19 protein-coding genes are annotated in these 21,211 nt (G+C 35.7%); 7 read left to right on the top strand and 12 right to left on the bottom strand.

All coding sequences use genetic code 11. From position 1 onward, the window contains the following. Positions 1–126: 126 nt before the first annotated feature. The 4 genes from BMX49_RS05570 to BMX49_RS05555 are packed head-to-tail and all read right to left on the bottom strand — an operon-like array spanning position 127 to position 7,068. Positions 127–1,560 carry a SusE domain-containing protein gene (locus BMX49_RS05570; protein ID WP_051803572.1) on the bottom strand — a complete coding sequence of 478 codons (1,434 nt, stop codon included), beginning with the start codon at positions 1,558–1,560 and terminating at the stop codon, positions 127–129. Between the two features lie 39 nt (positions 1,561–1,599). Beyond that, positions 1,600–2,733, bottom strand: coding sequence for a SusE domain-containing protein (locus BMX49_RS05565; protein ID WP_034717006.1), 1,134 nt, complete (start codon positions 2,731–2,733; stop codon positions 1,600–1,602). Between the two features lie 18 nt (positions 2,734–2,751). Then, entirely contained in the window at positions 2,752–4,314 is a 1,563-nt protein-coding gene (locus tag BMX49_RS05560; protein ID WP_034717007.1) for a RagB/SusD family nutrient uptake outer membrane protein, read from the bottom strand. Between the two features lie 12 nt (positions 4,315–4,326). Beyond that, positions 4,327–7,068, bottom strand: coding sequence for a SusC/RagA family TonB-linked outer membrane protein (locus BMX49_RS05555; RefSeq protein ID WP_034717008.1), 2,742 nt, complete (start codon positions 7,066–7,068; stop codon positions 4,327–4,329). Positions 7,069–7,428: 360 nt separating this feature from the next. On the opposite strand from BMX49_RS05555, the gene metG reads away from it, so the two are divergent. Further along, on the top strand, positions 7,429–9,462 hold the full coding sequence (metG, locus tag BMX49_RS05550; protein WP_034717010.1) for a methionine--tRNA ligase: 2,034 nt from the start codon (positions 7,429–7,431) through the stop codon (positions 9,460–9,462). Between the two features lie 40 nt (positions 9,463–9,502). On the opposite strand, the gene BMX49_RS05545 is transcribed toward metG, so the two are convergent. After that, entirely contained in the window at positions 9,503–10,216 is a 714-nt protein-coding gene (locus BMX49_RS05545; protein ID WP_034717012.1) for a class I SAM-dependent methyltransferase, read from the bottom strand. Between the two features lie 123 nt (positions 10,217–10,339). Between BMX49_RS05545 and BMX49_RS05540 the strand changes: the two genes are divergently transcribed. Continuing rightward, positions 10,340–10,813: an Mpo1 family 2-hydroxy fatty acid dioxygenase gene (locus BMX49_RS05540; RefSeq protein ID WP_034717014.1), complete on the top strand. Its 474-nt coding sequence runs from the start codon at positions 10,340–10,342 to the stop codon at positions 10,811–10,813. Positions 10,814–10,864: 51 nt separating this feature from the next. Here BMX49_RS05540 and BMX49_RS05535 read toward each other — a convergent pair whose 3' ends face one another. From BMX49_RS05535 to dnaA, 4 genes are all read right to left on the bottom strand, one after another. Further along, a complete protein-coding gene (locus BMX49_RS05535; RefSeq protein WP_034717016.1) occupies positions 10,865–11,242 on the bottom strand; it encodes a hypothetical protein in 378 nt (125 codons plus the stop codon). Between the two features lie 74 nt (positions 11,243–11,316). Continuing rightward, entirely contained in the window at positions 11,317–12,015 is a 699-nt protein-coding gene (locus BMX49_RS05530; RefSeq protein WP_034717018.1) for an SAM-dependent methyltransferase, read from the bottom strand. Positions 12,016–12,057: 42 nt separating this feature from the next. Beyond that, positions 12,058–12,519 (bottom strand): low molecular weight protein-tyrosine-phosphatase, encoded by a 462-nt coding sequence (locus BMX49_RS05525; protein ID WP_034717020.1) that lies wholly within the window; start codon positions 12,517–12,519, stop codon positions 12,058–12,060. An 84-nt stretch (positions 12,520–12,603) separates the two neighbouring features. After that, the gene (gene dnaA / locus BMX49_RS05520; RefSeq protein ID WP_034717024.1) at positions 12,604–14,058 is read right to left on the bottom strand and encodes a chromosomal replication initiator protein DnaA; all 1,455 of its coding nucleotides are present in this window, start codon (positions 14,056–14,058) and stop codon (positions 12,604–12,606) included. A gap of 134 nt (positions 14,059–14,192) precedes the next feature. Here dnaA and BMX49_RS05515 point away from each other — a divergent pair, with 134 nt between their 5' ends. Further along, positions 14,193–14,603: an acyl-CoA thioesterase gene (locus BMX49_RS05515; protein WP_034717025.1), complete on the top strand. Its 411-nt coding sequence runs from the start codon at positions 14,193–14,195 to the stop codon at positions 14,601–14,603. A gap of 148 nt (positions 14,604–14,751) precedes the next feature. Here the strand turns inward: BMX49_RS05515 and pepE are convergent, their stop codons facing one another. After that, positions 14,752–15,444 (bottom strand): dipeptidase PepE, encoded by a 693-nt coding sequence (gene pepE / locus BMX49_RS05510; protein ID WP_034717028.1) that lies wholly within the window; start codon positions 15,442–15,444, stop codon positions 14,752–14,754. Between the two features lie 197 nt (positions 15,445–15,641). Between pepE and BMX49_RS05505 the strand changes: the two genes are divergently transcribed. Beyond that, positions 15,642–16,064, top strand: coding sequence for a hypothetical protein (locus tag BMX49_RS05505; RefSeq protein ID WP_034717030.1), 423 nt, complete (start codon positions 15,642–15,644; stop codon positions 16,062–16,064). A 156-nt stretch (positions 16,065–16,220) separates the two neighbouring features. Then, the gene (pheA, locus tag BMX49_RS05500; protein ID WP_034717033.1) at positions 16,221–17,060 is read left to right on the top strand and encodes a prephenate dehydratase; all 840 of its coding nucleotides are present in this window, start codon (positions 16,221–16,223) and stop codon (positions 17,058–17,060) included. 18 nt (positions 17,061–17,078) lie between these two features. On the opposite strand, the gene BMX49_RS05495 is transcribed toward pheA, so the two are convergent. After that, positions 17,079–18,356: a replication-associated recombination protein A gene (locus BMX49_RS05495; protein WP_034717035.1), complete on the bottom strand. Its 1,278-nt coding sequence runs from the start codon at positions 18,354–18,356 to the stop codon at positions 17,079–17,081. A 136-nt stretch (positions 18,357–18,492) separates the two neighbouring features. Between BMX49_RS05495 and yidD the strand changes: the two genes are divergently transcribed. Beyond that, the gene (gene yidD, locus BMX49_RS05490) at positions 18,493–18,732 is read left to right on the top strand and encodes a membrane protein insertion efficiency factor YidD (protein WP_034717037.1); all 240 of its coding nucleotides are present in this window, start codon (positions 18,493–18,495) and stop codon (positions 18,730–18,732) included. Positions 18,733–18,762: 30 nt separating this feature from the next. After that, positions 18,763–19,632: a prolipoprotein diacylglyceryl transferase gene (gene lgt, locus BMX49_RS05485; protein WP_034717040.1), complete on the top strand. Its 870-nt coding sequence runs from the start codon at positions 18,763–18,765 to the stop codon at positions 19,630–19,632. A gap of 22 nt (positions 19,633–19,654) precedes the next feature. On the opposite strand, the gene BMX49_RS05480 is transcribed toward lgt, so the two are convergent. Continuing rightward, complete coding sequence (locus BMX49_RS05480) at positions 19,655–21,178, bottom strand: bifunctional ADP-dependent NAD(P)H-hydrate dehydratase/NAD(P)H-hydrate epimerase (protein ID WP_034717041.1); 1,524 nt, start codon at positions 21,176–21,178, stop codon at positions 19,655–19,657. Between the last annotated feature and the right edge of the window lie 33 nt (positions 21,179–21,211).

Raw genomic sequence — 21,211 nt, 5'->3', positions numbered from 1 at the left:
TATTTGCAATCATTAAATTTAAAGAAATTGCGAGTGATAGCCAATTAATTGGGACACCTTTATCAGTAAAAAATAAAAAAACTGTTGCAAAAATGCAACAGTTTAGTTTTATAAAGACTTATTTTATTACTGAGGAGTAACTTTGTAAGTACCTAATTTAACGTTGGCTGTAATTTTATACATGCCACCTGTCCCAACAAATTTGATATTGTTGTTATCTCCATTTGGACCTAGGTAACCAGAATTTCCACCAGTGTGAATATTCCCCCACTCTAAACCAGACCAATCTTGTTGACCAATAAACTTGAATTCACCGTCCGCTGGAATTGCGATCGTATATTCAAACTCACCATCATCAACTTGATCCATCAGAATTGCAGAACCTGCATTCCAACCTTGAATTGAACCCACTAAGTAAACGCTAGATGGTATCGTAGGAACTGTAGAAGGCGTCACAACAATTGATTTTGTGTTTTGATCAATCGTGATTTTATACATTCCTGAGTTTCCTGTAAACTTAATATTCTCGGCACCTGATTTTTCTAAGTTAGTAGACCAAGTAGCGAAATATTTCACCTCACCATTAATCCCATCAGTATTCAAGCCGTATTTGTTTGGACCCCAATCTTGTTGTCCTAAAAATATGAACTCTCCGTTGTTTTCTAAATAAGTATAGATTTCTGAGATGTTTTGATTTTGAAACAAAAGCTGTGCTTTACCAGCATCCCAGCCAACCGCAGTACCACCACCTACAAGGTAAAGTGATTTAAAATCTGGTTGGTAAGCCGTTAATTTAAAAGTAACCACTTTGGAAGTCTTGATAATAGTTCCGCCAGTAGATTCTGAAGTTGCAGTTACGCGAACATCAACATTGGACGCTACGTTAACTGGTAACTCAATTTTTGAAGCTACTTCATTCATGTCAAAGTTCGACACTGCTAATTCTTTCACAGTTTGCGTGTTACCGACTAGTACAAATTGTGTAGATCCGGCAGCTGCCATTTCTACTTTGTAGTTCACCTTAACGCCATACGTATAATCAGCCCACTTGATCGTAGTTGCAGTTACCGTTGGGTTTGCAGCATCTAAAACTAAACTTGATCCAGTAGTTGGATTGGTAATTACGGGTGCATCACCTGGATAAACCGTTACCGCAAAAGAAATCGTGTTTGAAACCTCGGTTCCACGCTCTATTCGTACGTACGCATTCTGCGAAGAATACGGACTTAAACCTGCTTGAAGCATGGCAGTATTCAAAGCACCAACTGTTGTTTTCAAGGTATTGGTTTCTGATTTCGCCAATTCCACTTTACTTTTAAAGTCTGGAGTTGCAGAGATTACCACTGAGTAACCACCTGTCCCACCCACTGCATTATCCCACGTCAGGATAAATGGATTATTATCCATAGTTGGGTAAAGAACGGTAGCTCCCAATGTTGTATCATACAATTTGAAAGACGGTTCCGGCGAGGTCCAGTCTCTATCTGCGTCGTTTCTACACGCATTTAGTAGAAGCAATGGCAACAAGAATACCATCAATAATTTTAAAATATTTTTCATTTTGTTTTAATTAATAATTAAAAGTTTAGGATTAAAAAATTACAATTTGATAATCTTGTAAATTCCACCTTTAAGGTTTACTGTGATTTTATAAGAACCACCGTCACCCACAAATTTAATGTTTCCATTATCTCCTTTCGGGCCAATGAAACCTGTGTTACCATTTCCAGAGATATTTCCCCAGTCTAGATCACCCCAAGATTGTTGTCCTAAAATTTTAAACTCAGTATCGCCAGCAAGTGTTGAAGTGAATTCGTAAACACCATCACCAATAGTAGTCATCGGGATTGCATTTCCTTCACTCCATCCGTTACCTGCGATGTTCCCTACCACATAAATTGTTGGGAAATCATAAGTTGGAATTACTGAAGGTTTTGCTTCAATCGTTTGAACTCCTAAAGTTGCATTAATTGTTACTTTATAAACTCCAGTTGTACCAGTGAATTTGATGTTTTCATCATCACCATCTGGTTTGCTTAAATTAGTACTCCACTGGTTAAAATATTGGTTTTCTGGTTTTGTACCAGTCGTGTTCAACGCGTAGTTTTTACCATCCCAAGCCAATTGTCCTAGGAATCTGAAATTTTCGCCACCCTGCAAGTTGGTATAGATATAAGAAAGGTTATCTTTTTTATAAAAAACTTGTGCTTTTTCTGGAGTCCAGCCAACATATGAAGCTGCCCCAACAATGTAAAAACTTGGATAAGTCAATACATAAGGCGTAACCATCAATGAGGTCGTATTAGAAGTTGATGCTAATGATTGCCCAGATCCTAAGTAAGAGACTACTCTCATAAACATTTTACCGGCTACACTTGGCGCTAAACCAATTCCGGCAGCGGCATCATTCATTTGCAACATGCTAAAAGCAGCTGCTCTTTCTGAACCCATTACCGTTGCTAAAGTGTAAGGTTTAGCAAATTCTTTGTCACCAGCAATTTCGATTCTGTACGAAATTTCTGTAGGTACTGAATATGCTGCAGATTGCCACGTTACGGTAAGCGCAGGATTGCCAGGAAAGTTTTTATCTAAAATTAAACTGTTCGCTGAAAGATCCATCACGATTGGCGAGGCAACATTATCTACGGTCACTATATCGCGATCTTCGCACGATGATAAACCTAAGATAAGGGTAACAGCCAAAAATAGATGTTTAAATATATTATTTTTCATTGTTTTCTTTATTAAAAATTAATAACCAGGGTTTTGTTCCAGATTCGGATTTACAACTAAATCATTGTTCGGAATTGGGAATAAATTACGGTGCTCACCAACAGCGATACCATCTTTTGCATTCCCTTTCCAAGGCCATAAGTATGTTGCTGAAGTAAATCTACCGTAACGAATTAAATCGGTTCTTCTCGTATTCTCCCAAGACATTTCTCTAGATCTTTCGTCTAAGATGAAGTTTAAGTCGATGAATGAAACAGGAGAGGCATTTGCTCTAGTTCGTAAAGCATTAATGTATCCTACAGCTGTAGCCATATTACCACCGCCACCTCTAAGGACTGCTTCTGCATACATTAAGTATACATCTGCTAAACGGTAAATAGATAAATCAGCTTCAACCCAGTTGGTATCAACTCCAGCAGCTCCGTTGCTTTTTATGTTTTTATATTTAATAAAAGCATAACCATCATTAAAGTTACCTAGATCATTGATTTCTAAGGTTTGACCATCTTTATAGAAACGACCTCTTAAATCTGCAGGCTCAAATTTCTGTACGAAAGCTTTGGTAGTTCTAATACCACCCCAACCACCATTCACTCCGAAGTCTACGGGATTCATTGTTCCACCAATTGCAGCGTGTACCATAAAGGTAGTTCCACCATTGGTTTGCGTTCTGGCTCCATCATAAACAATCGAGAAAATATTTTCTGGATTGTTAAGATTATTATCCGCTAAGAATAAATTCTCATACTTCGAGTTCAAAGCATAACCAGCGCTAATTACTTTTTGAGTATTAGCAATAACGTCAGCATTTCTTTCTGTTCCTGTATATACTTTCGCATTCAGATACAATCTTGCAAGAAGTGTATAAGCAGCTCCTTGGTCTAAGCGTCCGTATTCATTAGATTTCGCAGGTTTCAAATCTGCTGCAGATGCCAATAATTCGCTTTCAACATACTTGAAAAGTTCAGCTCTAGCCATTTGTTTTGGTACGGTACCTAAAGTAGTTTCATCTACAAAAGGAACGTTTCCATATAAATCTAACAAATGATAGTAGGTTTGTGCTCTCAAGAATCTTGCTTCCGCTCTCATTACTTTGGCCTCATCTGCATTACTGCCTGAAATTCCATTCGAAGAAAGCATTTCGTCTGTTGTATTTTTAATAAATTCATTACAGAAAGCAATTTCTGTATATAATCTATAATACATGGCGTTGTTGAATTCATTCGCAGGAGTCCAAGACATTTTATGGAACTCAGGTAAAGTACCGTCATTCCACCCAATTACCGCTTCATCTGTCGTAATTTCTTGCATGTAGTACATTAATCTAAAGTAGTTGGAGAAACCACCGTCGATATCTGCAATATCACCATTACCATCTCCACCTTCTTGACCAGCGATCGCTAAACCACCATATAACTTAGCCAAAAGGTTTTTGTAATTGCCAAAATCTTTGTAGAGACTTGCGGCCGTAATTTCAGTGATGGGTTCTTGTTTTAAATCATCAATACAAGAATTCATCATGAAAGAACCGCCTAATAAGGCAAGCGCTAGGGAAATATTTTTTATTTTGAAATTTTTCATTGTTCTTAATTATTAAAATTGAAAGTTTAATCCTAATGAATATACTTGTGGTCTTTGATAAAATCCATTATCAATATTACCAAAAATCTCTGGATCCACACCTGAATAATCAGTAACTACGAATACGTTTTGTGCCATACCATATACTCTAAGATTACTTCCTTTATTGAAGACATCTCCGAAGTTATAGCCTAAAGTTAAGTTATCCATTCTCAAGAATGAAGCATCTTCTACAAAGGCATCACTCCAGTATTGCGGAGATTTAAATCCGTAATTCGCTGTTGTGCTGGAGATATTTTGCAAATAATCATTGGTTGCAATACTTTGAGTATTTGATTGCGAAGCAAAGTTATTATAAACATAATTTCCTAATACTGCTCTCAGTGAGGTCGATAAATCCCAGTTTTTATATTGGAACTTAGTTGAGAATCCGAAAGTAGCATCTGGTGTAGTTGATTGGTAGAAATATTTATCTGCTTTATCAACTTTACCATCACCGTTTCTGTCAACATAAACGCCGTCCATTGGTTTTCCAGCAGCATCATAAAGTTGTTGATACACTAAGAAACTAAAAGGCGTATATCCTACACTGTGTGCTTGTACGTTATTACCAACTCCTCCAGAAATTCCACCTTGTTCAATGATATAACCATCTGCTACATCATCAAATTGAGTTACTTTCGGATTGTAGTGAGCCACGTTGAAACTGAAATCCCAAGTGAAGTCTTCCGTTTTTACTGGGTTTACATTAATTAAGAATTCAAATCCATCAGTCTCCATTTGACCAATATTTTTGAAGTTCTTATTACTGAATTCACCCGCTGGAACTTGAACGTTCGCTAATAGATTTCTCGTGTTTTTCTTAAACCAGTCGATTGATCCAGTAACTCTGTTTCTCCAGAATCCAAAATCCAATCCTGCATTAATCGTTTCTGTTGTTTCCCAAGTTAGGTTAGGATTGTACTGAGTTGGTCGATACATAAAATAGAATTGATCTCCGAAACCGTATTGTGCAGTCGTGGTAGATACTCCATAAGAGGCGTAAGAGTTATAATAACTTCCAACTTCTTGTTGTCCCGTTTCTCCCCATCCTGCTCTTAATTTCAAATCTGAAAATACGCTAGAATCTTTTAGGAAACTTTCGTTCTTAATTTTCCAAGCTCCAGAGGCTGCATAAAATGTTCCCCAGTTGTTTTTCAAATCAATTCCGTTATAAAATCTCGAAGTAGCATCTCTTCTTACCGATCCTGTTAAGATATACTTATTAGCAATGGTGAAAATTCCTCTACCATAAAAACCTAGTAAAGTAAGCTTCCCTTCGTAATCATTATTACCTGCTGGTGGCTTGGTAGTATCCCCAAAATAAGTAAGCGCTGATGGCGTTTTATCATGAAACTGTTGGTAAGAATACCCTGCTAATAAATCAATCTTGGTATCGATTGATGAAATTGTTTTAACATAATTTAAATAAGTCTCTAACAATTTATTTGTTTTTTCCTGAGAATAATCTCTACGGGTACTTAGGTTTCCTTGATAAACTCCTGCATAACCAGGATATTCTGTAACGGCACCAGTACCTTTCTGGTAATCATAACCACCAATTACATTGAAATGCAATTCTGGTAGAAAATGAAATTTGTAATCTAAATGTAAATTACCAATCCCACGGAATACGGTAGATACATCTCTTCTACCATATAATGAACCAAGTGGATTTTTGGTTGCATTCGTATTAAGGTTAGTATCATTCAACCACCATTCCCAATAGTTGTTCACTTTATCTCCTCTATCAGAATAGTCATATACTGATTGGGTAGGATCGAAAAATTGTGCAGCGCCAATAACTCCAGCAGGGAAACGATTCTCTGTCATGGATCCTTTTAAGTTAGCGGTAACACTCAAATGATTATTAAAGAATTTCGGCGTTAAATTTAAAGCGGCTGAAGTTCTTCTGAATTCATTCGTTCTTACAATACCATTTTGTTCGTTATATCCTAAAGATAAACGGTAAGGCAATTTTTTAATTCCCCCAGAGATCGCAAGGTTATTGTCTGTTCCCCAAGCTTGCTGATAAATTAGGTCTTGCCAGTTGGTATTGGAAGTTCCTAACATGTCAACATATTTCTGTTGCTTTGAGTTTTCAATTACGAATTTTCTGAACTCTTCAGCAGTCAAAACATCTTGAATTCCCATTTTGGTCGAAACCGAGGCTGAAGTAGAGAAGTTCACTTTCACTCTACCTGATGAACCTTTTTTAGTGGTAATTAAGATTACCCCATTCGAGGCTCTGTTACCATAAATAGCTGCAGCAGAAGCATCTTTCAAAACATCAAACGATTCGATATCATTTGGATTGATCAAGGCTAAGGCATTTGAAGCTCCCGCAATTCCTCCAAAATCCATTGGGATTCCGTCGATTACAATTAAAGGATCATTACTTGCAGTTAAGGAAGCACCACCTCGAATACGAATGGTTGCTCCTGACCCAGGATTTCCACCGTTTCCTGTAACGGTAACACCAGGCGCTTTACCTTGAATCAATTGATCCGCGGAGGTAGAACCAGGGTTAAAATCTTTGGAAGTAATAGAAGCGATAGATCCCGTAAGATCTTCTTTCTTCTGTTTTCCATAACCAATCAAAACAACTTGCTCAATGTCGGCAGTTTTTAAGGAGTCGGTTGTTTGTGCGTCTAACATTGCTCCAAGCAATAAGAAGGCTGGTGCAATTTTTAAAACTTTCGTATAGTTTCTCACAAAAATAAAATTTATGGATTAATATTCAATCTATGCCCTCCGTTAGAAGTAGCGATGCAATTTAACATTTTTTTCACGTTTCATAATTTAATTAGGCCTAATGTTAATTATTCGTGATAAGTATCATTAATATTATGATAACCTACAACTTAAAATCCTAATAACCAACCTTTTATTATTTAGCCTTATTTTTTGATAATTGTCAAAAATTATGAATAACTCAAACGTATGTTTAACACAATACGGGTGTAATTTGGTATAATCTGATTTTAAGAAACGAAACAATCACGATTTTGAACCAGATCTAAATTTTCCTGTCCGTTCGATAACACTTATATTTGCAAAAAATTAGATAAATAGATGTCAAATAGAAAGTTGATTACGGCTGCCTTGCCCTACGCAAATGGACCCGTACACATTGGCCATTTAGCCGGAGTTTATATTCCCGCAGATGTTTATGCAAGATTTCAAAGACGAATGGGACGCGACGTTGCTTTTATATGCGGTTCCGATGAACACGGTATTCCGATCACCATTCGCGCAAAGAAAGAAGGCGTTAGTCCGCAGGATATTGTTGATAAATACCATGAAATTATCAAGAAATCTTTCGCAGATTTAGGAATTTCTTTTGATGAATATTCGAGAACAACTTCGAAAAGACACCACGATGTAAGTCAGGACTTTTTTAAAACACTATATAATAAAGGAAAGTTTATTGAAGAAGTTTCAGAACAGTACTTTGATGAGCAAGCCAATGAATTTCTTGCGGACCGATATATCGTAGGAACTTGTCCAAATTGTAGCAATGAAAACGCTTACGGTGATCAGTGCGAAAAATGCGGCTCTACCCTTTCGCCGTCAGAGTTGATTAATCCAAAATCAATGTTAAGTGGAAATGTTCCGATTTTAAAGGAAACCAAAAACTGGTATCTTCCTTTAAATGAATATGAAAATTTCTTAAACGAATGGATTATCGAAGGACATAAAGACGACTGGAAACCGAATGTTTACGGACAAGTTAAATCGTGGTTAACTGATGGTTTGAAACCAAGAGCAATGACCCGAGATTTAAATTGGGGCGTTCCCGTTCCTCTTCCTGGCGCTGACGGAAAAGTGCTTTATGTTTGGTTTGATGCACCGATTGGTTATATTTCTTTCACCCAGGAATGGGCAGAAAAAAATGGAAAAGACTGGAAAGATTACTGGCAAAATGAAAACTCTGACTTGGTTCATTTTATCGGAAAAGACAATATTGTTTTCCATTGTATTATTTTCCCAGCGATGATGAAAGCCCATGGCGATTACATTATGCCAACCAATGTTCCCGCTTTTGAATTTTTGAATTTAGAAAACGACAAAATTTCAACTTCCCGTAATTGGGCAGTTTGGGCACATGAATATATTGAGGAATTCCCAGGACAGCAAGATGTTTTGCGTTATGCCCTACTTTCTTCAGCGCCAGAAACCAAAGACAATAACTTTACCTGGAAAGATTTCCAAACCAAAAACAATTCAGAATTGGTCGGGATTTTCGGAAACTTTATTAACAGGGTTGCAGTTTTAATTCATAAGTATTACGACGGAGTTGTTCCGGCTGGAAATGAAAATGCAGAAGAATTAAACGAGATTACCAAAGCTGCGACTGAAGTTGAAAATTTCTTAGAGCATTACGAATTCAGAAATGCGTTAACTGCAATGATGAATTTAGCACGTTTCGGAAATCAATATCTTCAAATTGAAGAACCTTGGAAAACGATTAAAGACAATCCAGAAAAAGCAGCAAGCTCTTTATTTATTGCGGCACAAATCGCAGTTGGATTGGCTCAAATCTGTGAACCCTTCCTTCCTTTCAGTGCAGAAAAATTACAGAAAATGTTTAATGTTTCTCAACTAACCTGGAAAGACATTAAAAAAGAAAAAGTATTGATTAAAACTGGACATCAAATAAATCCAGCGGAATTATTATTCTCAAAAATTGAAGATGAAACCATTGAATTTCAAATTCAGAAATTAGAAAATACCAAAGAGTCCAATAAAAAAACAAATCCTAAAGCCAGCCCAATGAAAGAAGAAATTCAATTTGATGATTTTATCAAAATAGATTTAAGAACTGCTACAATTCTAACTGCAGAAAAAGTAGAGAAAGCAGATAAATTATTAAAATTTTCTGTTGATACTGGAGTTGACGTAAGAACGGTTGTTTCTGGAGTTGCTGAAAGTTTCACTCCGGAAGAATGTGTGGGAAAACAAGTTATGATTTTATTAAATCTTGCGCCACGTAAAATCCGCGGAATCGAATCTCAGGGAATGTTGCTTTTAACCAATGACGCAAACGGCAAATTAGTCTTTGTCACTCCAGATGTACAAGTTGAGAACGGTGTGGAAATTGGTTAATATTCAATTCAAACACTTCATATATAAAAAGACCTGAATTTTACTTCAGGTCTTTTTTTGTTAATCTCGCCAAAAAAGAATCATCTTCCTGCAATATTTTCTCAATTATAAAACCATTATTTTCAACGGCTCTTGTCAAAGTTTCAAAATCTAAATAAAGCCATTTTATTGGTTTTTCGGTATCGAGTTTGTAATGAACAAAATAATCAACTTCGCCATAGTAATGATCTGCCGGAACCATAACGCCACCATCATCAGCTTTGTCGTACATGTAAAGAATATCGGTGCTGTCAATTAAGATTTGTCCGTTTTCATTTAATAGAGAATGTAATTTTTCTAAATATGAATCAATCTTATCAAGCGATTGAAAAATTCCGGTTCCATTCATTAAGAGTAAAATGGTATCGAAAGTCTCCTCCGAAAATTCTAAGATATCTGCACAAACCGTATTTTTCACGCCGCGTAATTTGCAAACCGCTATCGATTTGGGAGAGAAATCTAAAGCTAAAACCTCCAAACCTTTTTCATCTTGCAAATACAAACTGTGGGATCCAGCGCCCGCTCCAATGTCTAGAACTTTTCCTTTAGATAATTCTAAAGCTTTTTGTTCCACCAAATTCATTTCCTCAAAATCTCTGAAGAGATAATCGATGGGCAAATCATCCATCTCCGAAATAGAAGTTTCTGTTAGCAAATTTTCAGGACTCTCATCGTGGTAAAAATCCCAGATTGCCTGTCCCATTAAATCTTTCATTACAATTAAATTTCGCCAAAAATAGGGAAATATTGAGTAAGAGGCAATTTTTCAAAATAGGATGCAAAAGCTTTTCATTAATAAAAAGATTGATTAATTTAGTTTGACGAAAAACTTATAACTATGAGAAAGATTGACCAACTCTTTAACGAATACGCTGAAAGTCATCAGAATCAAACGAATAAATTAATTCACTGGCTTTGCGTGCCCTTAATATTCTGGTCGATTTTAGGATTTATTTCGTTAATTCCTGCACCGCATTTTTGCTTTGCTTATTTCGCTTGCATCAGTATCGTAAGTATTTTTGTACTTCTTATCATCACCTTATTTTATTTCAGGTTATCATGGAAAATAAGTTTAATAATGATTGTTCTAATGTTGCTAATGGAGCATCTGATTTATTTAGTCAACGTACAATTTGAACACCAATCCTGGCTTAACTTTTTAGGCGTTTTCATTCTGTCTTGGATTGGACAATTTTACGGTCATAAAATTGAAGGTAAAAAACCAAGCTTTTTAAAAGATCTACAATTTCTATTAGTTGGTCCGATTTGGTTGCTGCATTTTATTTTGAAAAAATTAAATATTAAATATTAGACCTAAAAAAACCGAAAATTAATTTTCGGTCTAAATTTTTAATGAGCACTATTAAGCATTGAAATGCGCTTTTACTTTTTCTAAAAAGTGTTCGTCACTCATCTTTTGATCGGTATCAAGAGTTACTTTCACATTTTTAAATTGAGCTGTTTCAGCAAGATGATTTTTAAACTGCTCTTGAATAGTTCCTGTTCCAGTCAAATACAACTCTTGTGTATTTGTAATTAAATTTTCCAAATCCTTGAAGAACTTCGCCGTATTGGTTTGCTCTACATTGTTGGCATTCTTCTCACTTGAATTACCATGCTGTACCTCTCTTTTTACAGGATTACAAAGGAAAAACTTGTAAGCGGATTCGATATCATGATTTTTCACTACGGTTGCATTTTCTGAATCCATCCAAATTCCTGCTAACTTTTTATCTGACATAATTTTAAATTTTTTAATGTTAAGTTTAGACTAGACAACAATGATGCAAATGCCTTGTTAACGGTTGTTAAAGTTTAAACACCCAAAACAAAAACAGCGGGCATCTTATGAAGTTCCGGTTTGTTTTTGATCCAATCTTTAATCGTCAATGTTCTGATAAATTCATCTTGCGGATCATTAATATTGGCAGCAATACACAATTTTGCTTGCGGCGGAAGAACCTTGCATAAATCATCAAACAACTGATTATTACGATACGGCGTTTCCATAAAAATCTGCGAATATCCAGTTGTTTGAACCTGATTATCCAACCATTTAATTTTCGCTTTCTTATCTGCTTTATCAATCGGCAAATAGCCATGGAAAGTAAATTCCTGTCCATTAAATCCACTTGCAACTAAGGCCAAGATAATCGATGAAGGTCCATTAATCGGCACGACTTTCACTGCATTTTCATGACACCATTTCACCATTAAATTTCCGGGATCTGCGATGCACGGCAAACCAGCTTCTGAGAGCAAACCGAAATCCTGCCCTTTAACCATCAACATTTGCGCATCTTGTAAATCTTTTCGTTCCGTATTTTTGTCGAGTAGAAATAATTTTAAATCTGACTGCTTTTTTTCTGGAGCAAAAAACTTAATGATTTTCCTAGCCGTTTTTTCATTTTCGACAAAGAAGTAATCCGTTTTTAAAATATATTCTTTAATCGCCGGTGCGAAATAATCGATTGGTGAGTTTTCTGAAATATAAGCGGGGATAAGGAATAACATATTCTATTGGTGGGGTTTTTAAGTTGAGCCGTGTTTGAATCTTTAAACTTGGCTTTTTTTACTTTTGGCTTGGCTCAATAAATCATCAGTAATTCTGTCGCAAGCTTTGTCTAGCATATGATAAACTTTATCAAAAGCATCCATTTCACTCCAGTAAGGATCAGGAACTTCTTGATTGTTTTCTAGAATTAAAGAAACTTTATTTCGATCACTTTCTGTTTTTGCTAAAGATAAAACATCTTGCACATTGTTTTGATCCATGCAAAAAATATGATCAAACTCTTTGAAATCATTTTCAGAGAAATGTCTTGACTGTTGCTTAGAAATATCGACTTTGTACTTATACCCGGTTTCAATTGACCGATGATCCGGATTTTTTCCTTCGTGCATATCAATCGTTCCAGCCGATTCTACGATAAAGTTTTCAGGAAGTTTAGATTGTAAGATTCCTTCTGCCAAAGGACTTCTGCATATATTGCCGAGGCAAACCATTAAAATTTTCATAGTAACTTTTTATAATGATGCAAAATACAAATAAAAAAAGGAATTTTAAAAAAACTCCTTTTGTATATTGGTTTGCAGAAAATTTTACTGTTTAATTTTCTCTGTTAATTCTTTTACATATTTCTTAATCTCCTTATCGATTTTCGAAACATCTTTAATCGTATCACAAGCGTACATTACGGTTGAATGGTCTTTCCCGCCCATTTCCTCACCGATCTTATTGAAAGTAGCGTTGGTAAACTCTTTTGCAAAATACATGGCCAACTGTCTTGGTAACGCGATTTCTCTTTTACGAGTTTTAGAAAGCAGTTGCTCTCTTTCAATTCCGAAATACTCGCAAACAACATCTTGAATGTAAGGAATATTGATCACTTTTTTCTGATTAGCGGCAATCTTACTAATGGTTTCTTTCAAAAGCTCTAATGACAAATCAGACTTGTAGATGGTCGAATACGCAATCACTGAATTGATCACTCCGATCAGTTCGCGAACGTTGGTTTTTACTTCTGACGCCAGATAATCCAACATATCTTCTGTCAGCACGATTCCGTCGCGGCTTAACTTATCAACTATAATTTTTCGTCTCGTATCAAAATCCGGAGATTTAATTTCTGCCGAAAGTCCCCATTTGAAACGAGAAACAATACGATCCTGAATATCTAAAATATCAACCGGCGCTTTATCAGAAGTTAAAATAATCTGTTTTCCGTTTTGGTGCAGATAATCGAAAATGTGGAAGAAACTGTCTTGGGTAGATTTTTTTCCAGATAAAAACTGAATATCATCAATGATTAAAACATCAACCATTTGATAGAAATTCGCAAATTCTGTCTGCTTGTGCGCTTTCGCAGCTGATACAAACTGCTGAATAAATTTCTCAGATGATAAATAAAGAACGACCTTCTCAGGATAAGCATGTTTAACTTCTAACCCAACTGCATGACCTAAGTGCGTTTTCCCAACTCCGTAACCTCCGTATAAAAATAGAGGATTGAAGGCGGTTGCGCCTGGTCTTTTGGCAATTGATTTAGCGACCGTAGATGCAAATTTGTTGCATTCTCCTTCTACATAATTATCAAATGAAAAGTCAGCTTTTAAATTAGAATCGATATGAATTTTTTTCATTCCCGGAACCACAAATGGATTAATCACATTTGCTGAGAACGAAGGCGGCAAAGTTTCTTGCATCTTTGGAGTCGCAACACTTTTACCTTTCATATTCATGGTAATTGGTTTTTCTTGTCCGGCTGGTTTATTTTCCATCACCGAATACCAAAGTTTTACGCCTTTTCCAATATTTTTTTTCAGGGCAGCAGAGAGCAATGATAAATAATTATCTTCTATATATTCTTTGTAAAAATCACTCGGCACCAGTAAGGTTAAATTATTGTTATTTAATGATACAGGTTGCACATTATCAAACAATAAGTCAAAAGAATTCTCGAGTTTTTTAAGGTCAGTATTGTCCTCAGCCGCGTTGAGATTATCTCTCATAAACGTCAGACATTTTTCCCAAATTATAGTTAAATTTTCATTCATTTTCTTGCTGCAATTTCTCCTTCGCTTGTTAAATTTGACGGGAAGACAAAGATGGAATTTTTAATCGTCAAAAAAAAATCATTGTGCTATTGATTAATTAAAAATATATTTGTATGACTAATTTAATACTTAAGATGATACACACAACACACACAATAAGAGTTCGTTACGCTGAAACCGACCCCATGAAATACGTCTATTATGGCAATTATGCTACCTATCTTGAGGTTGGTAGAGTTGAACTTTTCCGCGAGCTCGGTATGTCTTATGAAGCGATTGAGCAGCAAGGATTTTGGTTGCCGGTCGCCGATTTTTCCATTAAATATTTAAAGCCAGCCTATTACGATGAAAGTCTCGAAATTCATACTTTTATAAAAAAAATTCCAGGAGCGAGAGTAGAATTTGAATATGAAATTTATAATGAATCTAAACAGAAAATCACGGAGGCAAAAACTACTTTATTTTTCTTGGATTCCAAAAGAAATAAAATCGTAAAGTGTCCCGATTTTTTGATGAAGCTCATCGAAAAAAATTGGAAAGTTTAAATTAAATAACCTTTAAATTAAGTATACTAGGATCTTCTCAAACAACTTAATTTCAAATTTTACTTTTAATAAATGTTAGGCAGTTTTTTGATCGATTCGATATATTTTAAACAACGAAAAAGGTGACTTTTTTAGTTTAAGCAATTTCTTACAATTCCGTTCCCGACATTATTTCATACGGTTCTTTATCGTTTTCAAAAATTCTGGTGGTTTCTTTTCCTTCTACGGTAATTCGATTTCCGATTTTTCTGATCCAGTTTCCTTCTCGAAGGCCAACTACCTTCGTATCATTTTGGGTTAAAAATTCTTGAATTCGGGTTTCCCGCGTTTCTCCATTATGTTTCAAATCAGGGTTTGGATCTAAATAATGTGGATTAAGGTTAAAAGGAACCAAGCCCATACATTCAAAACTCGGTGGATAAACAATCGGCATATCATTGGTCGTTTTCATATTTAGCCCGCCGATATTCGATCCGGCACTAGTCCCTAAATAGGGTTTCCCATTTTGCACATTTTCTTTTAAAGCAAACATAAGATCCAACTCATGCAAAGTTTTCACCAGTAAAAAAGTATTCCCGCCGCCTGTGAAAAAACCTTTTGCATCATAAAGTGCGGACTTTGGATTATCAAATTCATGCAGTCCTTTTACTTTAATATTTAGCTTCGCAAAAAACTCTTTTACTTTATGGGTGTAATCTTCATGTGAAACTCCACCAGGTCTAGCGAACGGGATAAAAACAATTTCGTCAATTCCAGTAAAAAGTTCTGCAATTTCTGATTTGATATATTCTAAATATTTTCCACCATATAAGGTAGAAGTCGATGCCAACAGGATATTCATATTTCTAAAGATTTAAATTTGAGAGTCGTAAATATAATCAATTGTAAACATTACTTAAATTGAATCGTTCTTAATTGCGATATTAATAAATTTAAGCCTGATTTTTGTCAAGTTTTTGTTAATTAAATAAAAAATTGATTTTAATGAATAATTCATTGCTATATTTGCATAGAATTTAACAACTAAAACACTTTATCATGAATTACACGATTGTTGGTCTTTTTCCAAGCCAGGAAAACATCAAAGAAGTTTCTGCAGGAATAGAAAAATCAGGAATCAAAAACCAGGATTATATCATTTACAGAACCGACAAAGAAAATGCGCCGGAGCTGAAAAAGAATTTCTGGGATAAACTTTTCGGAACTCCAAGAGCAGAAGCAAAAATAGCTCCCGATCATCTGATCACGAGTGTTTCTGTAACAAGCGAGGAAGAATTGAAAAACGTTACTCAATCTTTTAATGACAATAAAGTCGTAAAAATTTACGAGTTTAAAGACATGACCCTCGAAGAAGCGAAAGATCTAAACTACATTAAAAAAATTGTACAACTCCGCGCGAAATCACACATTTATGGAATGCCAGAATTTACCTCATCTGCCACCTTGCAGAATGAATTATAAGTGATTCTGTAAAAATAAACTCTTTTTAATATTTAGAGCCTGAAATCCGCCCCGCTAAAAAATGGGACGGATTTTTCCTTTAGTAAAAGATTTAAACTCTTTTAAAATAAACTTAAAAATAGTCCGCTATTCAATGGTCTTTTTTACTTTTACCAAATGAAAATCGCCTTCCTCGGTCCACACGCCAGTTTTACGCAGTTAGCCTGCTCCCAAATTTTCCCCAATAACGAGTTGTTTCCACAATCAAGCATCATCGATTGTTTTAATGCCGTGCTTAATGGCGACGTCGACAAAGCTGTGGTTCCCTTAGAAAACTCGATTGAAGGAACGGTGTCGATGACCTTGGATTATCTCTACGATTTTGAAAACATTTGTATAGAAGCAGAAGTAGTAATGCCGATTGCCCACCATTTAATGATTCATCCAAATAATGAAAATTTCGAAACGGTGATTTCGCATCCGCAAGCGCTGGCTCAAACTTTTCACTTTCGACATGATCATTATAAAAATATTGAAACCCGTGATTTTAGTTCGACTGCGGCGGCGGCTAAATTAGTTGCTGAAAACCCTCACGAAAAATGGGCAGCCATCGCCAATTCGTATGCGGCGAAATTGTACGGTTTAAAAATCATCAATTCTAATATTCAGGATTTCGAGCAGAATCACACCAAGTTTATTGTTATTTCAAAGAATAAAAGTCTTTTAGAACTTGATTATCCGAAGACTTCGGAAAAGACCTCTCTGCTCATAACACTTCCCGAAGATCACGCAGGCGGATTGCATCAAGTGCTTTCGGTTTTTGCCTGGCGACAAATGAACCTTTCAAAAATAGAAAGCCGAACTTTAAAAACCGGTTTAGGAAATTATTTTTTCTTTATGAATATTGCTAATGAATGGCATCCCGTTTTATCAAAAAATGCGTTGGAAGAACTGAAATCAATTGGCGCGACGGTAAAATTCCTGGGACATTACAATGAGTATTTGCTGGAAAGTTAATCTTAAATTTCAGTAAAATCAATATTTATCCTTCCACTTCTTTTTAAGCTGCTCAGCAATTTTATTTTCCGTAGAATTATTTCCGGGTTTGTAGAAGGAAGTTCCTTTTAATTCTTCGGGTAGAAATTCTAAATCCACAAAATTACCTTCGTGAGAATGTGCGTAATCATAATCTTTTCCGTAATTTAAATCCTTCATTAATTTGGTTGGAGCATTTCTTAAATGTAGAGGAACTGGAAGATTTCCAGATTTTTTAACATTAGAAATCGCATCATTAATTGCCATATAGGTGGAATTACTTTTCGGAGAAACTGCTAAATAAACCGCAGTCTGACTCAAAATAATTCTGGCTTCCGGATTTCCAATCACATTAATTGCCTGAAAACAGTTGGTCGCCATAACCAAAGCGTTCGGATTTGCCAAGCCGATATCTTCTGAAGCTAAAATCAACATTCGTCTCGCAATGAATTTAATATCTTCACCACCGACCAACATTCTAGCTAGCCAATACACCGCACCATTTGGATCAGAACCCCGCATGGATTTAATGAAAGCAGAAATGATATCGTAATGCTGTTCGCCATTTTTATCATACAACGCCATGGTTTCCTGTAAAACCGACAACACATCTTCATTATTAATTTCCTTCTTATCAGAATTTTTAAATTGATTCAAGACATTTTCTACGGCGTTAATCAACTTACGAGCGTCGCCGCCAGAATATTGAATTAATGCTTCATTATCTTTAATGCTGAAATCCGTATTCGAATCTTGATTATATTTCTTCAAAGAAATATTAATGAGTTCTTCCAACCTTTCATAATCCAAACTCTTCAAAATATAAACCTGCGATCGGGAAAGCAACGCCGAAACCACTTCAAAACTTGGATTTTCAGTGGTGGCGCCCATTAAAACAACCCATCCTTTTTCTACGGCATGCAGCAAAGAATCCTGTTGTGATTTATTAAACCGGTGAATCTCATCAATAAATAATATTGGCGATTTGCCAGAAAAAAGATTTTGCTTTTTGGCATCTTCAATAATTTCTCTGATGTCTTTTACTCCACTGGAAACAGCAGAAAGTTTATAAAACTTTCGTCCTGAAGTTTCTGAAATAATTTCTGCTAAAGTGGTTTTTCCCGTTCCCGGCGGTCCCCAAAAGATGAGAGAATTTAAAGTATCATTCTCTAACATTTTACGAATCGGTCCGTTTTTTCCGGTTAAATGCTCCTGCCCCAAAACTTGATCTAATGTTTTTGGTCGTAGTTTTTCGGCAAGTGGTGAATTAGAATTCAAAGTAAAAGAATTGAAGGGTTTTTATGATTAAGCTTTAGCGCACACATTGAAAGAACAAAGGTAAGCAGATTGTTGAAAACAACTTTTAATCCAAACATAAAGCGAATTTAAACTAAATGGTTATTTTTGCAACGCAATGTTCAACAAAATCATTACATTTCCTTTGGTCATCCTGGTAAAAATTTATCAGTGGTTTATCTCACCATTGTTGCCAAAAAACTGTCGATACGAACCGACCTGCTCTCATTATATGATAGAGGCTTTGAAAGTTCATGGTCCATTAAAAGGTTTGTGGTTAGGATCGAAAAGAATTGCCAGATGCCATCCGTGGGGCGGCGACGGTTATGACCCGGTGCCACCAAAATGTGAACATTAATTAGAATTTTAAATTTTTGAATTAAATACTATGCTGACTTTTTTATACTCGACTTGGGATCCGTCCACTGGTATTCCACTTGGTCCTTTTACCCTGCACTATTATAGCTTGATGTTTATTTTCGCATTTGGTTTAGGTTATTATATCATGACCAAAATCTATACGATAGACAATGTTAACGTAAAATATGTAGAACCTCTTTTCACTTGGACTTTAATAGGAACTATTTTGGGAGCGCGGATCGGACACGTTGTTTTTTATCAACCCGAACTTTTTCGAGAAGATTTTTGGTCGGTGTTCTTACCTATTCGAACAAAACCTCAACTTGAATTTACAGGGTTTTCTGGCTTGGCGAGTCATGGCGCTACTATTGCTCTAATTTTCACTACTCTGTATTACAGTATTAAAATCATCAAGAAAAATCCTTTTTGGGTCTATGACAGAATTGGAATTCCAGTTGCTCTAGGCGGCGCTTTCGTAAGAATGGGAAACTTTTTTAATTCTGAAATTATCGGAAAACCAGCCCCAGAAAATTCTCCGTTCGCTATTTTATTTACACAACAAAGTTCTGAATACGGCGCAATCGTTCCGCGCTATCCAACTCAGTTATTTGAAGCAGGCGGTTATTTCTTACTCTTCATTTTGCTTTGGATTTTGTATCGATATACGCGTAAAAAATATCAGCAAGGTTGGTTGTTCGGTTTATTCTTTATCCTACTTTGGGCAATTCGCTTCTTTGTAGAATTCCTGAAAGAACCACAGGGCGACGAATTCATTCAGATTGCAGGATTGAACACAGGACAAGTCCTTTCAATTCCGTTTATGTTGGCTGGATTTGTAATTATGCTCACCTCGAAAAATCGACCATTAACTGAAGAAGAAAACGAGAAACCAGAATAGGTTTTTGAAATCACCTAAGAACTTAGTCCTTTCGATTTTTCGGAAGGACTTTTTTATTTAAATATTTAAAAACGTTACCAATCTGGTCAATGAGATCTGAAGGCAACATGGCTTCTTTGGAAAATTCTTCCGCCGCAAAATCCCCAGCTTTTCCGTGCAGCCAAGCACCAAAAATTGCTGCGTTTTCTGGTGAATAACTTTGGGCTAATAGCGAGGTGATTATTCCTAATAGAGCATCGCCGCTTCCTCCTTTTGCCATCCCAGAATTCCCAGTAATATTATAAAAAACTCTATTGTCAGGTGTTATCACTTGAGTATGATGATCCTTTAAAACAATGTAAATTTGTAATTCGTGGGCTTTTTCACGGGCAAGATCTAATCGCGCAAATGAGTTTTCTGTTGGTCCAAAAAGTCGCGCAAATTCTTTTGGATGCGGAGTGATTATTGAACTTTTTGGAATCAACTTTAAATAGTCGGGATTTTTAGAAAGTATATTTAAAGCGTCAGCATCAATGACTAAAGGATTTTTACAAGTTTTTAAAAAATTTAAAAATGATTTCTCGGTGTCGGAATGAGTTCCTAAACCTGGACCGATGCCTAAAGTAGAATTTTCTTCGATACTAAAATTAACGACTTCATTTTCACCGCCAGAAATAAACATCGCTTCCGGACAGCTAATCTGTAAAATTTCATAGCCGCATTTTGGAGCAAGAATAAAAGTCAGTCCACTACCCGATTTCAAGGCAGCTTTGGTAGCTAAAACTACTGCTCCTATTTTGCCATAACTTCCTGCAACGACTGTAGCCTTTCCATAAGTCCCTTTATGTGAAAATTCATTTCGTGGTTGGTAAATTTCTCCTATAATCTTTTCATCAATTACCAATTCATTACTAGGTTCTAGGGAATTGAACTCTTCGCTCAAAGATATATCGCGGACATGAATATTGCCACAATAAATACCCGTTTCGGGATGCAACATTGATTTCTTCCAAGATTGAAAAGTGAGTGTGTCATTTGCTTTAAAAACAACAGCTTGGTCTGCAATCATTTCGTCAGCCATTAAACCTGATGGAATATCAATAGAAATCTTAAGATGATTTAAATCATTTAAAAATTGAATCAAATGGGCAAATTTGCCTTGAATAGGACGGTTGAGGCCAATTCCGAACAGCGCATCAACAATTATTGTATTTTCTTTAAAAATAAAATTATTTGCATTTTCAAACTTCAAGATTTCCAGACCTGAAATATCTTTACATTTTTTTTGATTGATTGCTGCACTTTCTGAATACACTTGACTTTCATCGGCAAACAAGATAACTTCGAAACCTTTTTTATAAAGCAGTCGCGCGATTGCAAATCCATCACCACCATTATTACCTGCACCGCAAAAAATTGCGAAGGAATTAATTTCAAAATAATTCTGTACAAACCACTTAGCGCAAGAATGTGCGGCTCGTTCCATTAATTCTAAGGAAGAAATACCGTTACTTCTCATCGTAAATTCATCCCATTTTTTAATCTGGTCGCTGGTGAAAATTTTCATTAATTTCAATTTATTTCGTTGCTTAAAATTACT

It is taken from the genome of Kaistella antarctica, assembly GCF_900109615.1.
GTDB classification, from domain to species: Bacteria; Bacteroidota; Bacteroidia; order Flavobacteriales; family Weeksellaceae; genus Kaistella; species Kaistella antarctica.
The sequence above is the reverse complement of the archived record's forward strand: the minus strand, read 5'-3'. Positions and strand labels throughout refer to the sequence as shown.

What these genes read in the sequence shown, in the direction of transcription:
- BMX49_RS05570 (WP_051803572.1), bottom strand. Translation starts at nt 1,560, where the DNA reads ATGAAAAATATTTTAAAATTATTGATGGTATTCTTGTTGCCATTGCTT.
- BMX49_RS05565 (WP_034717006.1), bottom strand. Translation starts at nt 2,733, where the DNA reads ATGAAAAATAATATATTTAAACATCTATTTTTGGCTGTTACCCTTATC.
- BMX49_RS05560 (WP_034717007.1), bottom strand. Translation starts at nt 4,314, where the DNA reads ATGAAAAATTTCAAAATAAAAAATATTTCCCTAGCGCTTGCCTTATTA.
- metG (WP_034717010.1), top strand. Translation starts at nt 7,429, where the DNA reads ATGTCAAATAGAAAGTTGATTACGGCTGCCTTGCCCTACGCAAATGGA.
- BMX49_RS05545 (WP_034717012.1), bottom strand. Translation starts at nt 10,216, where the DNA reads ATGAAAGATTTAATGGGACAGGCAATCTGGGATTTTTACCACGATGAG.
- BMX49_RS05540 (WP_034717014.1), top strand. Translation starts at nt 10,340, where the DNA reads ATGAGAAAGATTGACCAACTCTTTAACGAATACGCTGAAAGTCATCAG.
- BMX49_RS05535 (WP_034717016.1), bottom strand. Translation starts at nt 11,242, where the DNA reads ATGTCAGATAAAAAGTTAGCAGGAATTTGGATGGATTCAGAAAATGCA.
- BMX49_RS05530 (WP_034717018.1), bottom strand. Translation starts at nt 12,015, where the DNA reads ATGTTATTCCTTATCCCCGCTTATATTTCAGAAAACTCACCAATCGAT.
- BMX49_RS05525 (WP_034717020.1), bottom strand. Translation starts at nt 12,519, where the DNA reads ATGAAAATTTTAATGGTTTGCCTCGGCAATATATGCAGAAGTCCTTTG.
- dnaA (WP_034717024.1), bottom strand. Translation starts at nt 14,058, where the DNA reads ATGAATGAAAATTTAACTATAATTTGGGAAAAATGTCTGACGTTTATG.
- BMX49_RS05515 (WP_034717025.1), top strand. Translation starts at nt 14,193, where the DNA reads ATGATACACACAACACACACAATAAGAGTTCGTTACGCTGAAACCGAC.
- pepE (WP_034717028.1), bottom strand. Translation starts at nt 15,444, where the DNA reads ATGAATATCCTGTTGGCATCGACTTCTACCTTATATGGTGGAAAATAT.
- BMX49_RS05505 (WP_034717030.1), top strand. Translation starts at nt 15,642, where the DNA reads ATGAATTACACGATTGTTGGTCTTTTTCCAAGCCAGGAAAACATCAAA.
- pheA (WP_034717033.1), top strand. Translation starts at nt 16,221, where the DNA reads ATGAAAATCGCCTTCCTCGGTCCACACGCCAGTTTTACGCAGTTAGCC.
- yidD (WP_034717037.1), top strand. Translation starts at nt 18,493, where the DNA reads ATGTTCAACAAAATCATTACATTTCCTTTGGTCATCCTGGTAAAAATT.
- lgt (WP_034717040.1), top strand. Translation starts at nt 18,763, where the DNA reads ATGCTGACTTTTTTATACTCGACTTGGGATCCGTCCACTGGTATTCCA.
- BMX49_RS05480 (WP_034717041.1), bottom strand. Translation starts at nt 21,178, where the DNA reads ATGAAAATTTTCACCAGCGACCAGATTAAAAAATGGGATGAATTTACG.